This is a genomic window from Alteromonas sp. 009811495 (genome assembly GCF_028865455.1).
In the GTDB taxonomy this organism is placed as follows: Bacteria; Pseudomonadota; Gammaproteobacteria; order Enterobacterales; family Alteromonadaceae; genus Alteromonas.
Map to the genome: position 1 here is coordinate 295,028 of NZ_CP113972.1, position 15,532 is coordinate 310,559.

General features: G+C 44.0%; 14 protein-coding genes and 1 tRNA gene. 12 read left to right on the top strand and 3 right to left on the bottom strand.

Annotated elements, in window-relative coordinates; translation table 11 throughout:
- Positions 1 to 73 precede the first annotated feature (73 nt).
- The 3 genes from mutY to OZ660_RS01310 all read left to right on the top strand — a co-directional run bounded on the left by mutY (position 74) and on the right by OZ660_RS01310 (position 1,664).
- Positions 74 to 1,132, top strand: coding sequence for an A/G-specific adenine glycosylase (gene mutY / locus OZ660_RS01300; protein ID WP_274742303.1), 1,059 nt, complete (start codon positions 74 to 76; stop codon positions 1,130 to 1,132).
- 33 nt (positions 1,133 to 1,165) lie between these two features.
- On the top strand, positions 1,166 to 1,438 hold the full coding sequence (locus tag OZ660_RS01305; RefSeq protein WP_159627170.1) for an oxidative damage protection protein: 273 nt from the start codon (positions 1,166 to 1,168) through the stop codon (positions 1,436 to 1,438).
- A gap of 150 nt (positions 1,439 to 1,588) precedes the next feature.
- Positions 1,589 to 1,664: transfer RNA gene (locus OZ660_RS01310), tRNA-Phe, on the top strand.
- Positions 1,665 to 1,811: 147 nt separating this feature from the next.
- On the opposite strand, the gene OZ660_RS01315 is transcribed toward OZ660_RS01310, so the two are convergent.
- Positions 1,812 to 2,048: a hypothetical protein gene (locus tag OZ660_RS01315; RefSeq protein WP_202263247.1), complete on the bottom strand. Its 237-nt coding sequence runs from the start codon at positions 2,046 to 2,048 to the stop codon at positions 1,812 to 1,814.
- A 243-nt stretch (positions 2,049 to 2,291) separates the two neighbouring features.
- Between OZ660_RS01315 and OZ660_RS01320 the strand changes: the two genes are divergently transcribed.
- From OZ660_RS01320 to OZ660_RS01345, 6 genes are all read left to right on the top strand, one after another.
- Positions 2,292 to 2,936 carry a substrate-binding periplasmic protein gene (locus tag OZ660_RS01320; RefSeq protein WP_274742304.1) on the top strand — a complete coding sequence of 215 codons (645 nt, stop codon included), beginning with the start codon at positions 2,292 to 2,294 and terminating at the stop codon, positions 2,934 to 2,936.
- 348 nt (positions 2,937 to 3,284) lie between these two features.
- Complete coding sequence (locus OZ660_RS01325) at positions 3,285 to 4,451, top strand: methyl-accepting chemotaxis protein (protein WP_274742305.1); 1,167 nt, start codon at positions 3,285 to 3,287, stop codon at positions 4,449 to 4,451.
- A 57-nt stretch (positions 4,452 to 4,508) separates the two neighbouring features.
- Complete coding sequence (locus tag OZ660_RS01330; RefSeq protein ID WP_202263249.1) at positions 4,509 to 4,874, top strand: response regulator; 366 nt, start codon at positions 4,509 to 4,511, stop codon at positions 4,872 to 4,874.
- Positions 4,875 to 4,910: 36 nt separating this feature from the next.
- Positions 4,911 to 6,866, top strand: coding sequence for a chemotaxis protein CheA (locus tag OZ660_RS01335; RefSeq protein ID WP_202263250.1), 1,956 nt, complete (start codon positions 4,911 to 4,913; stop codon positions 6,864 to 6,866).
- Positions 6,863 to 7,366: a chemotaxis protein CheW gene (locus OZ660_RS01340; RefSeq protein ID WP_202263251.1), complete on the top strand. Its 504-nt coding sequence runs from the start codon at positions 6,863 to 6,865 to the stop codon at positions 7,364 to 7,366. Before OZ660_RS01335 ends, OZ660_RS01340 begins: the two co-directional genes overlap by 4 nt.
- 543 nt (positions 7,367 to 7,909) lie before the next feature.
- Positions 7,910 to 8,170: a hypothetical protein gene (locus OZ660_RS01345; RefSeq protein ID WP_202263252.1), complete on the top strand. Its 261-nt coding sequence runs from the start codon at positions 7,910 to 7,912 to the stop codon at positions 8,168 to 8,170.
- A 67-nt stretch (positions 8,171 to 8,237) separates the two neighbouring features.
- Here the strand turns inward: OZ660_RS01345 and OZ660_RS01350 are convergent, their stop codons facing one another.
- Complete coding sequence (locus OZ660_RS01350; RefSeq protein WP_274742306.1) at positions 8,238 to 8,909, bottom strand: haloacid dehalogenase type II; 672 nt, start codon at positions 8,907 to 8,909, stop codon at positions 8,238 to 8,240.
- Positions 8,910 to 9,103: 194 nt separating this feature from the next.
- Positions 9,104 to 11,365 (bottom strand): TonB-dependent receptor, encoded by a 2,262-nt coding sequence (locus OZ660_RS01355; RefSeq protein WP_202263254.1) that lies wholly within the window; start codon positions 11,363 to 11,365, stop codon positions 9,104 to 9,106.
- Between the two features lie 299 nt (positions 11,366 to 11,664).
- Between OZ660_RS01355 and OZ660_RS01360 the strand changes: the two genes are divergently transcribed.
- The 3 genes from OZ660_RS01360 (at position 11,665) to OZ660_RS01370 (ending at position 15,531) form a co-directional block, all read left to right on the top strand.
- Positions 11,665 to 12,681, top strand: coding sequence for a LacI family DNA-binding transcriptional regulator (locus OZ660_RS01360; RefSeq protein ID WP_202263255.1), 1,017 nt, complete (start codon positions 11,665 to 11,667; stop codon positions 12,679 to 12,681).
- An 88-nt stretch (positions 12,682 to 12,769) separates the two neighbouring features.
- The gene (locus OZ660_RS01365; protein ID WP_274742307.1) at positions 12,770 to 14,035 is read left to right on the top strand and encodes an MFS transporter; all 1,266 of its coding nucleotides are present in this window, start codon (positions 12,770 to 12,772) and stop codon (positions 14,033 to 14,035) included.
- Positions 14,032 to 15,531 (top strand): trehalase family glycosidase, encoded by a 1,500-nt coding sequence (locus tag OZ660_RS01370; RefSeq protein WP_274742308.1) that lies wholly within the window; start codon positions 14,032 to 14,034, stop codon positions 15,529 to 15,531. Before OZ660_RS01365 ends, OZ660_RS01370 begins: the two co-directional genes overlap by 4 nt.
- Position 15,532 lies beyond the last annotated feature (1 nt).

Genomic DNA, 15,532 nt, shown 5'->3' on the forward strand with positions numbered 1-15,532 from the left:
ACCATAGCGCGTTTTTTTATAAATCACTGAGTAGATAAATAGGTAATGGCAGTGTCCATTACTGGTAGTAAATATGAGTGAACAGACTTCTAAATATAGTGGCAGTTTTGCCCAACGTGTTCTCACTTGGTTCGATGAGCACGGACGCAAGCACTTGCCTTGGCAACAGAATGTCACACCGTACAAGGTGTGGATTTCAGAAATTATGTTGCAGCAGACCCAAGTGGCAACCGTTATTCCCTATTTCGAACGTTTTATGCAGTCGTTCCCCACCGTATTTGAATTGGCAAATGCATCTCAAGACGACGTGCTGCACCATTGGACCGGCTTAGGGTATTACGCCCGTGCACGTAACTTACACAAAGCAGCAAAGGTGCTTGTTGACCAGTACAATGGCGAGTTCCCCAATGACATTGAAAACGTTATTGCTTTACCCGGCATAGGGCGCTCTACCGCGGGCGCAATTTTGTCGTTATCTCGAAATCAACGACATCCTATTTTAGACGGTAACGTAAAGCGTGTTTTGGCACGGTATTATGCAATTGCCGGTTGGCCTGGACAAAAAACGGTAGAAAATGCGCTGTGGGAAGTCGCTGAAGCAAACACGCCAGAAACGCGGTGCGCGAACTACACCCAGGTAATGATGGATTTAGGCGCTATGGTGTGCACCCGCAGCAAACCAAAGTGTGACGAGTGTCCATTACAGGCAGACTGTATTGCTTATGCGCAAGGCGAACAAACTAGTTATCCGGGTAAAAAGCCTAAAAAAGTACTGCCAGTGAAAGAAACCTTCATGATGGTGGCGCAGTTCAATCAACAGGTTTACTTAGAGCAGCGACCGTCGTCTGGTTTGTGGGGTGGGCTGTATGGCTTTTTAGAAACCACAACCATCGAGGAAGGAATAAAGGCGTTATCGTTACGTGGCATAGAGGTTGCTCAAACGCAGCCGCTAGAACCTTTCAGGCACACTTTTAGCCATTTTCATTTAGATATAACCCCAGTAGTTGCCGTGGTAAACTCTCCACCAACAAAGCAGGTGGCAGAAATGTCTTCAAAATGGTTTATGCTTAATGAACCTATTGAAGTAGGGCTAGCTGCCCCCACTACCAAAATTATTAAACAGCTAGTCTAGCTACAACCGATATAAGAACCTCAAGGATAACCCATGGCAAGAACCGTATTTTGTCAAAAGCTTCAAAAAGAAGCCGATGGCCTCGACTTTCAACTTTACCCGGGTGAACTGGGTAAACGTATTTTTGATAATATTTCGAAAGAAGCGTGGGCAGAATGGCAAAAAAAGCAAACCATGCTTATTAACGAGCACAAATTAAATATGATGGACCCAAATGCGCGTTCGTTTTTGGAAGAAAAAATGTCGGCTTACCTGTTTGAAGGCATAGAACCTACAATTGAAGGCTATGTTCCGCCTGAAAAATAAGCAAAAAAGCATATTTTGCTTAAACAATGCGCAAACAGTAATAAAACCGAAAAAAAAGCGAGAAAAACGGTTGACTTGTTAGAGGGAAAACCGTTTAATACGCACCCACAGCAGGACAGGTACTAAACACCTAGAACGCTAACCAGTTTCGCCCAGATAGCTCAGTTGGTAGAGCAGCGGATTGAAAATCCGCGTGTCGGTGGTTCGATCCCGCCTCTGGGCACCATTCTTAAAAGCCTCGCATTAGCGGGGCTTTTTTGATTCTACGGTATTAAAAGCACCGACCGTGTCGGTGCCAGTGCCTGGCGCGTTACAATCCCGTCTGCGCACCATCATTAAAGCCTTGCCCTTTTAACCACTACATTTCAAACACTTAAACATAGCCAAATAAGCATTTAAGCGTCGTGTTCTTTTTTAGCCTTTGGCTAAGAGGATCAGCTTTTTCTAGACAGTGAAGTGATATACCCGATGTACGAAACTGTTTTCCTGTTGGTAGGTGCCCCTTGAACGCACTCAGTAATAAGAAAAGGGCGACAAACAAGAGTACAACGAAACCGATTCTGCTGACGTGATAATAGATAGCGTTTGATAGTTGTATAGGCATTTTCATGTTGGCACCATTTCAAGTTATCTGTGGTTACATTAACGACGAAAAAACGAGGTGGTATACCTGCTCGTTACTTGAAGCAAAGACTAAGAGTCCTTGGTATTTAATACCTGTAGAAAAGATGAAAATTACTGGAAAAAAGCTGAAGTTTTTATGAAGAATTAGCGGTGAAGCCTTAACATTGAGATGCAAGAGCGCAAACGTTCTACTACTATTTTACCTACCTAATATCTCTCAACCTTATTTATGCGATTAGCCTGCTTACCTACTATCATTGTTGCGCTGTTATTGCTGCCTATTGCGAGTTGGGCAAAAACAATTGACGTGCTTGCTATTGAGTATCCGCCATTTACAACTTCTGAAGAGCCAAGTAACGGTATCGCTTTTGAACTGTTGCGAAAAGCTGCCCTTAGTGACGACATAACATGGCGACCTGTGTATGCACCTCCTGGGCGAGCAGCGGCAATAATTCGTTCTGGTGATTGGTGTGCAAGTTTTTATCCTGCCGATGAAAGTATCAAGTCGCAGTCGATTGTTTTGTCCAAAAGCGAAGTGAGCGTTGGATTGGTGCGCCTAGCTAAAGAAAGTACATTTGTATGGCAATCACTCGATGAACTCACTGGTAAAAGTGTAGCCTTGCTGCGCACAAAAGAAGATTCTGCGTTTGCACAACAATTTACCGATGCAGGCATACGTGTAGTGTTTGTTGAAGACATCGACACCGGTATGCGTCTCGTCAAAAGTGGTCGTGTAGATTATGCCTTAAGTGATAATTTGTCTTTTGCTCAGCAAAATGATGATGCGCTACAATTTTCAAAAAGTGTGCTGGTTGTTACACCTGTCACGCTTTACCTTAATCCTGCCTGCAACATTATGGAACTTTTTCACTAGCTCCTCTTATAGCGTAAAAGTTATTGCATCAGCATACCTGCAACTGCTCATTAACTTGTAATGAACGGCAATCAAAAACAGCCAAATAGTTGCTATGTCATCGAATTTGCAAAAAAAGTCGGCGCATTCTTGTCAACTTTTGAAAATGAGTACTACGCTTAAAACCATAAGCGAACTTAGACAAAAGTAGTGCTTATTGTTTTGATGGCGAATGGCGTAACGCTGTCTTCTCAACGCTCTAACAAACAACATCCTAGTAAGCAAAAATAGCATTGCATTGGTGAATGTGAAGGACGTGGCGAAAGAAAAGAGGAACGCAAGTTGGCGGTAAACGAGGTATCTTCAAGCTTGAATACATCCAAGCAAATGAGAAACGCGAGCATTATTGCGTGTGTAGGGCTTTTATTGTCTTGGATTTTGTATTTATTCGTTTCTGATTTACTTAGCGCACTGGCATTTAGCGCTTTCCTGCTAGGGCTTTTGGTTCATCAATACCTTCAATCGTCTAAACCCCATCAGGTTCAACATAGCGTACATCAGAAGCGGCAGACGCCGTCATTTCACAACGACAGCAATATTTCAGCGTTAGGTCAAAAAGTAGCGGCGTCATTGAGTACCTGCGCCTCCAACTTATCTGCTATTAAATCCACTCAGGACGATGCAGTGGTAACCTTGTCAGAAGCATTTAACCGCCTTAAAGCGTTAGAGGCTGACCAGTCTGAATGCATCGAAGATTTACTAAATGTTGACGAAGCGCATACCTTGTCATACCCAGACAGAATGCGCTCTTTTGCCAAAGAAACCGACGCAACACTCAAGCAATTCATTTCATCTACAGAGCAAATGTCGTCCTCAACACAACAGCTTATGAGCCAAGTGCAAACAATTCAGCAAGCCATGCCAACCGTTATCGACGCGCTAAGTGGTATTGACGATATTGCTGCACAAACCAATTTATTGGCGCTAAACGCAGCCATTGAAGCAGCGCGAGCGGGTGAAGCGGGGAGAGGGTTTGCGGTAGTTGCTGACGAGGTCCGCGCGCTATCAACTCGCTCTACGCAATTTAGCGATGTGATAAAAACGCAAGTGGAGAACATCCGAAACCTTGTAGATAAATTAACTGATACCGCCGAATTTGTTGCTTCACAAGATATTTCGCAGGTAGTGAATGCGAAAGATCATATTAGCGAACGCTTGTCAGAAATTATCAAAAAGACGGAAGCAGACCTAAAAACAACGAAACAAATAGAAGATATTGGCCAGCAACTTAATGAAGCGATCAATAACGCCATTCGGGGTATGCAGTTTGGCGATATTAATGGTCAGCACATCGAATACACTCAAGACATTATAAAATTTGTGATTGAAAAGCTTGAAACACTTAACCCAGACAATCTAACTGACTTTATTCAATCACTTAACGAGTATCAAAAAGGGTTAGCCGCGAAAGGAAAAAATGACCACAACCCGGTTTCTGCCACGTCAATGGCGGCCGGCGACGTAGAGTTGTTCTAGGCTTTTAATAAGGAATAAACCGTTGTCACATTAGACAACATGAGGAGAGGTGAGCATATGAGCAAACGTATTTTAGTAGTGGACGATTCTGTCTCGATTCGTCAAATGGTAGAAATGACGCTAAAAAGTGCTGGATATGACATAACTACAGCCCAGGATGGTCAAGAAGCGTTGGATAAGTGCCAAGGTCAAAGTTTTGATTTTGTATTAACTGATCAGAATATGCCGCGCATGGATGGCTTAACGCTGGTCAAAAGTCTTCGAGGGTTAGGAAGCTACGCAAGAACGCCAATTGTTATGCTAACCACAGAGGCCGGTGATGATATGAAAGCAAAAGGCAAAGCTGCGGGCGCAACGGGCTGGATGGTGAAACCTTTTGACCCCAACAAACTGCTAGACGTTACCAAGCGTGTGTTGGGATAAGCACACCTTTTTCTTTTTATTCCGGAAAGATTCAATATGAGCATCGATATTGAGCAGTTTCACAGCGTGTTCTTCGAGGAAAGTGAAGAACACCTAGACGATATGGAGCAGCTGCTGATGGGGCTAAATGTTGACGCCCCTGATCCAGAAGAACTCAATAGTATTTTCCGTGCGGCACATTCTATTAAAGGCGGTAGCGGTATTTTTGGCTTTGATGCATTGATGAACCTTACACATGTAATGGAGAACTTGCTAGATAAAGCCCGCAACGGTGAACTCAGTGTGACCACTGAAATAGTCAATGTACTGCTAGAGACGCTGGATGTACTAAAGGCAACACTCACGGCCTACCGACAACAATCTCCTGTTCCTGAAGATGATATTGCCCAGCGAATTACGGTGTTAAATGCTGCCATAGATGGACAAGAACAAAGCGGTGCGAGTGGTGATAAGTCGCCGCACACCACGGCTGAAGACGATGACGGTTTCGGTTTTTTCGACGACGATGACACAGTGCAAAACCCAAGTGCAGTTGTAAGCGAAACATCAGACGATAGCTTCGGATTTTTTGATGAAGAAGACGTTCAACCTCAAAGCAAATCAAGTGCGCATGAAGACGACGGTTTCGGCTTTTTTGATGATGCTGAGCTACCTGTTAACGCAGAAAACAAAGTGCCTTCAATCGCGCCTAAAGATGAAAGCGCTGCAGAGAGCAACACGCCGAAGCCTTTGTCAAACAAACCTACGCCCACGGCGCCCAAAAGTACTTCTGAAGCTAACCAGCAAGCTAAACCGGTGGCTTCTCGAGAGACCGTATCAATTCGAGTCGACACCACAAAAATAGATGCAATGGTGAACTTGGTAGGTGAACTGGTAATTACTCAGTCTATGCTTTCTATGATAGGTCATGAAGTTGATGGCCAAATAGGTGAGCGACTGCAACTAGCTATTGATGAGCTTCAGCGTAACACCCGTGAAATTCAAGAATCTGTAATGTCGATGCGGATGCTGCCGTTAACCGCTACATTTAATCGATTCCCGCGGTTGGTGCGCGATCTCGCAAGTAAGTTGGACAAAAAAGTTGAACTTGTCTTACAAGGCGGTAATACCGAGATAGATAAGAGCCTAATTGAAAAGCTTGTCGACCCACTAACCCATTTAGTGAGAAACAGCATAGACCATGGTATTGAAAGCCCATCTGCGCGCAGAAGTAACGGCAAGTCTGAAACAGGCACCGTCATTTTAAGCGCTGAACAAAAGGGGGGCAGCATCATTATTAGTATTATTGATGATGGTGGTGGACTTCATCGCGAGAAAATCTTAGATAAGGCGAGAAGTAACGGTTTATCGGTGTCTGACGACATGCCAGATTCAGCCGTTTGGCAGTTAATATTTCAACCTGGCTTTTCCACAGCCGATGCCATTACCGACGTATCAGGCCGGGGCGTAGGAATGGATGTAGTACGTCGAAATATAGAATCGATTGGCGGTCGCATTGAAATTGAATCCAATGCTGGCGAAGGCTCGGCCTTCTTTATTCATTTGCCGCTTACATTGGCTATCGTCGATGGTATGTGTGTGTCTGTGGGCGAACAGATTTTTGTTATTCCTTTACTGAATATCGTCGAGTCATTTCAACCGCAAAAACATCAGCTGAAAACTCTGGGTAATGACACTGTACTGTATGTTCGCGACCAATATTGGCCACTTGTTCCACTTTATGACTTTATGGATGTTGATGGAGCTCAGAAATCAGCGACAGAAGGTATTGTCGTTTTGCTTGAAAGTAGCAAAAAGCGCTTCGGTATCTTGGTTGATGCATTGGTCGGTCAACAACAAGTAGTCATAAAAAGCTTGGAATTACATTATCGCAAAGTTGCCGGTATTGCGGGGGCAACTATTATGGGCGATGGCAAAGTAGCGCTTATTATCGACGCAGATTCAATCGCCACTACTTACACATCAAGTCAATTAGAGGAACTGCTTTCATGAGTCAATCTTCACTTCAACAAGCGGTTACTGGGGGGCAAGACAAAGAATACCTCAGCTTTGTGCTTGGCGATGAACACTACGCCCTTGATATTACTACGGTAAAAGAAATTAGAGGGTATGAGCAAGTTACGAAAATTGCCAACGCACCCGCTTTTATAAAAGGCGTAATTAATTTACGTGGTGACATTGTTCCTATTGTCGATTTACGCATTAAATTTAATGTTGGCGAAGCTACGTACAACGAGTTCACCATCGTCATTATGCTTAATATAAAACAGCGTATAGTCGGTATCGTTGTAGACGGTGTATCTGACGTTATCCGTCTTGAAGAAGAGCAGGTTTTACCCCCTCCTGAGTTTGGTGTTGCTTTTGACAGTCGCTATTTACATGGCTTAGCTGATATTGATGAGCACATGGTGATTCTGGTTAATATAGAAAGCCTAATTACGAGCGACGAGTTGGGTTTGGTGGCATCTGAAAGTGCTCTTGGTGAAGTTTGATAAGAGTTAAGAGATCCAAATTGTCATAATTTGAGTAAAAACCAACCAGATTGTTGAGCCGGCGCGAGTACGCGAGGCTCGATAAACAGTTGAGCGAACATAATCACTTTTTAAGCCCCAGAGTGTTGTAGTCATTAAGTAAAGGGTATTGGGTTATATAACCACGTTCCTAGTATGCTTGTAGGTGCTTCTTATCAGTGATTTAATAGCGCAGCTTAATAATGGGTAATGTTGCTACAGAATGCTGTTGCTGTAGCCGATACTACGGATAGGCCGGTTATTGAGTCCGTTAGAATTATCAAAAATGATTTTAATATAGCGAATATTGAGAGTTGGTTGTTTGTAATAACAATAAAAAATAACAACAACTTAAGTGGAATGGTTGCATATTTTATCGCTGTTTTCATTACAACGTATATTTTGTAACACCCAACGCTTTGAAATGGGCTGCTATATTTCTAATCAGATTTGAGGGCAATAAGTTGCCCAGTTCTAACGGTATAAAACTAAACCCGGGATTATAACGAGTAGTTGGGGACTCTTATGAAACAGCAAACACTTATTGCATTATCTGCCTTAGTATTTTCTTCTTCTGTATTAGCTAACGGTGGCTTCGAACCAAATAAAAAAGCGTGTGTTAACGTAGGTAAAGAAATTACCCGTGTTAGCAGCGAGATGGACACTGCCAAATCTGGCATTCAAAAATCATGGCTAAAACGTCAGCTGAATGCCTTAGAAACCAAGCGCAACTCATGCAGCACAAAAGGTTATGAGGCGAACTCTCAAGAAATCGCCAAACTTTAATTGCTAGCTAATGCAAAATCGAAAGCCTTACATCAGTAAGGCTTTTTTGATCCAATCCATTAAAAACTTAACTCATCAACTCGACAAGTTCGTATAGTGAGCTAACAGTAAAGTCTGGCTTTAGCCCCAGCGGGTACATCATTTTTCCTGGTCTTGATACAAAGGTCGTTTGCATACCAGTGGCTTTCGCACCGCTTACATCCCAGCCATGAGCAGCTACCATCATAGCATCACTGTTAGCAATCCCTGCTTGCTGACACGCCCAATGGTAAACATTCGGGTGGGGCTTATATGCGCGAATAGATTCGACACTGAGTACATGGTCAAAATAGTGATGAATTTCAGCAAATTTTAGCTGCTTCGTTAAGCCCGCTTGCGATGAATTAGACAAAGCCACTAGCTTAACGTTAGCTTCTTTTAGCGCTTTAAGAGTAGGGGCGACATCATCGTGAGCCGGTAATGCAGTAATGTGCTCAGCAATCGTTTTTTTTGCAAGTTCGATATCCAGTGAGATGTCTTTGCTATGTGCAACCATCACCAATGCAGCAGCACCAATATCAATGAAATCGTGATATTGCGAAGAAGCGATATCAACAAGACTATGATGCAATAGATTCGCAAACCACACATCAACCAAGATGTCGTCACCATTGAGCACGTCGGCTAAGCCATGTCGTATAGCCTGCATATCTAGCAGTGTTTCGTTAATGTCGAAAAAAATAACTTTTGGCGTTGTCATGGTGAACCTCGTTGGTAGGTTAAAAAGTGGGTACGCCACTACAAACAATGAAATATGTTTACCTGCATACCACTGTAGTACCACTTGCGATCAAAAGAATGGGGCGTAAGATAAAAGTAAGGTTTTTTGCTGTAAGTTGAAATGAAAAAGCCGATGCAATGCATCGGCTTTTGAGAAATAGCGTTAGATAACTGCTAGAAGAACAAGTAAGACACGCTTAATTTCATGCTTCTTGGCATAATGTAACGGCCGTTTGGCGCATCTGGGTTACGCGGGTCGCCCTCTGTAATGCCTTGTTCGTCAGTTAAGTTGTCAACCGAGAATTGTAAGCGAAGCGATTCAGTAGGTTCAAGTGTTACACCTACGTCTACTTTTTCGTAGCCTTCAAGCACTACCGTGTTTTCATTGTTGCCGAAACGGTCATCAACAGCCGACAAGGTACCATAAACAGTTGCATACATATCACCAATGTCGAAACCGTAGCTTGGGGTAACACGCACTTGCCAGCCAGGTTGGCGCTGTGCTTCGTTGCCTTCATTATTTGCGCTTGCGGTAATTTCAGTTTCTTGCAATGTTGCGTTTACACTTACCGAGAAACCAGAATCGTGGCTGTAACGGCCGTCAAGCTCAACGCCGTATGCTTCGTTTGTTAAAATTTCAGCCGGCGCTCCAGGGCGGCGTACAAAAGTGTCACCTTCTACTTCGTTAGCAAACAAGGTCGCAAAGAACTGAATGTCTTCATTCATAAACTTATAGCCCAACTCGCCTTGCGTAACTTGTTGGATTAGGTCGTTACCACCTGTATATGCACCCCAGTTGTCGCGGAAGTCATCGAAGTATGGCATCTTGTAACCGCGGTTCATGCGCGCAAACACACCGCTGTTGTCGGTAAGCGCGTAGTTTGCACCTAGCGTCCAAGATGTTTTCGTTTCATCGTATTCAAGAGCTTTGGTAATAACACCGTCAAGTCCCTCGTCAACCGAATAGTTCACTTCGTGATTTTCACGACGCAAACCCAAATCAATGCTTAAATCGTCAGAGGCGTACCAGGTAGAGGTTGCATAGAGTGCAAAAGTATTGGCGTCACCTACAGAGTTAATATCGTAGTTCCAGTCACAGCCTTCTGCTTGGGTGTTACACTCAATACCATCTAACAGTTCACCACCTGGCTGAAGAACATGATAAGCCGTGTTACCTATACTCCACCAGTCGTTGGCTTTGGTGGTTGCGCTGTAAATTCCAAACGATACGTCAAAATCTTCCCAGCTTTTTGAAACCGCTAAATCGTTAGTAAACGCTTCAATATCTTTCAATACAACCCAACGGCCAATTTGTTGAATGGGGGTATCGCCAGCATACTCAGTGCCAGTCACTGCGCCAACTGCAGTAGCACCATTATCTGCTACTGCTGCAACCGTAGTTGCTGCACCATTAGGCACTAGACCAAAGGTGTTGGCCTCGCCTTTAGTTAGATTAAAACGATCAACAAGGTGCCAGTCGTTACCAAGTTCTAGTTTTAAACTACCGCCACTTACATGGCCATCCCATCCACGGCCTTCGCCGAAGTCGAATGATTCTGATGTTGCACCGTCTGGTCCGTAGGCAATGGTGCCTTGACGATTAAGTGGGCCAATTTGCGTATAGTTCGCGTCGATACCATCAATGTTAAGTGGTGTTGGCAAATACCAAGTGCCGCGATCATCTGTCTGGCGGGTATAGAGGTTCAACTCGCCTTTATTAAATACTTTTGTGATGTTAACCGTAAATTGATTACCTTGCTCAGAGTTAAACCCAGCATCACGTATTCCCTCTGAGCTTTTAATGTAACCGCCTACCATGTAGTACAAGTCATCATCTAATGCACCACTGGCTACAACATCTACACGGTTTAAGCCGTAGTCTGATATTGTGTATTTCGCCAGAGCTTCAGTAGCGTCACTACCGCGCTTTAAGCGAAAGTTAGTGGTAAGGCCCGGCTGACCGTTACTTACTACAGGGTTTGGACCACCGCGTAAACCTTCTACCATTTCAATTGTTTCGTCGATGCGAAACAGTTGAGAGTTTTCTAAAAATGACAGTGTAGGCGCGGGGTAAATAGGTGAACCTTCTAACGCAATGGTTAAGAACGGTGCATCACCACCACCTGGGAAGCCTCTTACAAAAACGTTGGCGCCTGATTCACCGCCTGAGCTTTCTACCCAAACCCCTGGAATGGCTTTGAATAAGTCTGCAGTTGATTTAGGTGCTAGCTTTTCAATGTCACTCGCATCAATGTTTGTCACAGCGAAGCTTGCGTCAATTTTTCTGATCCCTGCGCCACCTGGCGTACCACTGACAATAATTACTTCGGTGTTGTCATTAGTTGGCTGTGTGGCTTCTTCTTGTGCCACAGTGGGCTGCGTTAGTGCTACCGCTACTGCACTCGCCAGCATTCCTTTTGTAAACAACGTTTTCATGGTGTGTGCTCCCGAAAATATGTTATTTGCGTTGTTAACTGAATGCGTTAAACAGGTTTAAAAATTGTTATACGCATCACGATTGGAAACAAAATAGATCTGTTTGCAATCGATTGCAAGAATAAAATGCAATCGATTGCAAATTAATTGTTGGATCTTGTTAACAAGGTTTTACGCATGAAGAATGTGGGTTATATTGCGTAGTATGCTGTGGCAACGTGATCTATCGACCAAAACACACAGCTTTTGAACACAGTAAGCCTGTTGCAATAATTATTAATAACTAGAGAACATATAAATTGGCATCTGATACAAAACTCACGCTGGCAAAATTGGCTGAATTGGCTGGAGTGTCTACTTCGACCGCATCACGCGCATTGAAAGATAACCCGCTTATCAAAAAAGAAACGCGCGAAAAAATACAAGAGTTAGCGAAGACACATAACTTCAGTATCAATGCGGCAGCAAGCCGATTGCGTACGCAGAAAACCAATGTTATTGCGGTTATTCTTAATCTTATTGATAACACCGAACAGAGTACTACCGATCCCTTTCTACTCAAGCTAGTGGGCGAGCTGAATCAAGCGCTTAATGCCAAAGGGTACGAGCTGTTATTGTCGAATTCGTTTATGGCCAGCGACGACTGGGCTAATTATTTTATTCGTAGTCAACGGGCCGACGGCATATTGGTGATTGGTCAGGGAAAATCGACACAAAAAATTGATTTAGCAGCGCAAAGCGGCGTGCCTATTGTGGTATGGGGAGATGCCAAGACCCCCGCGCCTTATCCTATTGTGGGTGGAGATAACTTTGAAGGTGGTTACCGTGCTACGTTGCACTTACTCAACCAAGGCGCCACGCGAGTCCTGTTTCTCGGAGACCCTGAGCACGCTGAAATGCAGGAACGTCACAAAGGCTACGTAAAAGCACACCAAGACGTAAACGTTGAAGTGGACACGCAGTGTACCTGTGCCATAGATATTACGTCGAAGGCAGCTTATCAGTATATAAACGAGCGCATAAAAGCCAATGGCCTCGATTTCGACGGGATTGTTTGCGTTAGCGATATGGTGGCCTTAGGCGCGCTCAAAGCATTGAAAGAACGCTACGTTGGTATTCCCAGTGACGTAGGTATTGTGGGTTATGATGATATTTCTCTGGCCGAACTAATGCATCCGTCTTTAACCACCATACGACAAAATACACAGCAAGCCGCAGCATTAATGGTTGAGCAATTAATTAATCAACTTGAAGGCAAGCCCACCCAGAGCCAAGTGGTCGACACCACATTAGTTGCTAGGCGCTCAACGAAATAGTATCTATTAAATTCAGATTGCAAACGTTTGCATTTTTGTTTTCTTAAGACTACACTCCAGCGTAATTCAGTTAACAGAGTGTTTACACATGTCACGTTTAATGATTATTGCTGCAATAGCGATCAGTTACTACGTTTTTGCCATACTGCTAAACAGTGTGGGTACAGTAATTCTGCAGTCCATCAATAGTTTCGACATAAGTAAACCTCAGGCCAGCACACTGGAAGGCTTTAAAGATCTCTCTATTGCGATAGTGTCCTTTTTAGTTGCCAGCTTTATTCCTCGAGTGGGTTATAAACTCGCCATGCTAGTGGGGCTTGCGTTGGTGACTGTGGCATGCGCGCTTACCCCGTCTATCGCCAGTTTTTGGTTTATTAAAGTATTGTTTGCCTGTATCGGTACGGCCTTTGCGTTAGTTAAAGTGTCGGTATATGCCATTATTGGTCAACTGTCTTCATCAACAAAAGCGCACTCCTCGTTAATGAATACTATAGAAGGTATATTTATGCTGGGTGTGTTATCGGGCTACTGGGTTTTCGCGGGCTTTATCGATCCTAACAACGATGCATCGCTGTCGTGGCTAAATGTGTATTACCTACTTGCGGCATTAGTGGCGTTCACATGTATGGTGGTAGCTATTGCACCTATAAAACGCGTTGAATATACCCAAGGCAGCACATTGGGCAGCGAGTTTGTTGGCATGTTAAAGCTGGCCTACAAACCGTTAGTACTTGTGTTTATCTTTTCTATTTTTCTGTATGTACTTATTGAGCAAGGAATTGGCTCGTGGTTACCCACATTCAACAAAGAGGTGTTGGGTTTGCCCACTCAGGTAAGCATTCAAATAACCAGTATTTTTGCTATTGCTTTGGCAGTTGGTAGGCTAACGGCTGGGGCCGTACTTACGCGAATGAACTGGTATCCTTTCTTAAATATATGTTTGGCAGGTATGGCGTTAGTCATGCTACTTAGTTTACCGCTTGCAGAAAACGTAGCTAACATGCCTATTGCTAGTTGGGCAGATGCGCCGCTTGCTGCCTTTCTCATCCCTTTAATTGGTTTGATGATGGCGCCCATTTACCCGGTTATTAATTCGGTAATGTTAAGTGCGCTTCCTCAAGCTCAGCACGCTCCTATGACCGGACTTATCGTGGTATTTTCTGCTCTTGGCGGCACAACTGGCTCTATTGTTACCGGGTTTGTTTTCGACGCAGTGGGTGGGCAGCAAGCATTTTACCTTTCGCTTATCCCAATTGGCTTGTTGGTTATTACATTGTTCTTCTTTAAGAAAGCGTCGACAACGTTAACGGAAAAAGCGTTATCTCCACAGCGCAATTCGGAGCATCCAGCATGAGTCATACGTGGCAAGACAGCTTGTCTTTCTTCCAAAGCGATTTATTTAAAGATGTTCAATTGGCGCAGCTGTTTCCCGATAGCAAAACCTTTGCCGACGCTGTTGTAAAAACGGATATTGCTTCAACCCTTAAAGCCTACGATAGGGTGTGCCAACTGGCTAAGCAAAACAATACGCAGGTAGACTTACTTGGGTTTGTTCAAACGCACTTTGATATTCCAAGTTCCGATAATGAAACATCGAACACCTCATTTAAAAGCGTTTCGCACTATATTGAAAAAATGTGGGACGTACTTACGCGTACACCGGACACACAGTACAACGACAGTCTTATTGCGTTAAACCGACCTTACATTGTGCCCGGCGGTCGCTTTCGCGAAATCTACTACTGGGATAGCTATTTTACCGCACTTGGTTTAATGGATGCAGGACGCATCGACATGGCTATCAATATGCTTGAGAACTTTGTTGATATCCTATTAGAAGTTGGCTGCATTCCAAATGGTAACCGCGCCTATTATTATTCTCGTAGCCAGCCACCAATTTTGGCCCTATTTTATCAGTTGCTTGAGGCGCACCTTTCTCCACAGCAAAAAAAGTACGCTGTCGAAGGCATGAAAAAAGAGTATGCGTTTTGGATGCAATACAATGAAGTCTCACCGCTTCGGGTAATAACTATGCCGTGTGGAGCAGTGTTAAATCGCTATTTTGATACTGAAGCTACACCACGACCGGAGTCGTACCGCGAAGATATTGAAACGGCAGAAACCATTGGTGCAGACAAAGCCGCTTTCTATCAGCATGTGCGTGCTGCCTGTGAGTCTGGATGGGACTTTAGCTCTCGATGGCTTGAAGATCCGAATCAGCTTGCCAGCATTAGAACGACAGAAATAATTCCCGTTGATCTCAATGCATTGCTAGTCACACTAGAAAATACCTTAGCCAATGTAACCGAGGGCAACGAGAAAGCACGTTACAAAGTGGCGGCGACGCGCAGAGTAGAGGCGATTAATACCTACTTATACAGCGAAACCAAAAAAGGCTATTTCGATTACCACTATCCAACTGATACGCAAACGTCAGTGGTATCTGCTGCCATGACAGTGCCGCTATTTGTAGGCATTGCCGACAAACATCAAGCACAGGTAGTTGAAGCTACACTCCGTGAGCACTTGTTGAAAGCTGGTGGTTTGGTTACCACTGCTATTACAACGTCACAGCAATGGGATGCACCAAATGGATGGGCACCTCTTCAGTTATTTGCCGTTGAAGGCCTGCGTAACTATGGCTTCGAACGCATGGCCGCCAGCATTATGCGCCGTTTTTGCACCACGATTGAAGATACCTTTTTACAAAGCGGTGTGCTGCTTGAGAAGTACAATGTGTGTGAGCCTACCGTCAAAGCGGGTGGTGGTGAATATGAAGTTCAGTTAGGTTTCGGGTGGACTAACGGCGTGTACACCCGCTTTCAAACCTATTTGCAAGATAATCAGTAAA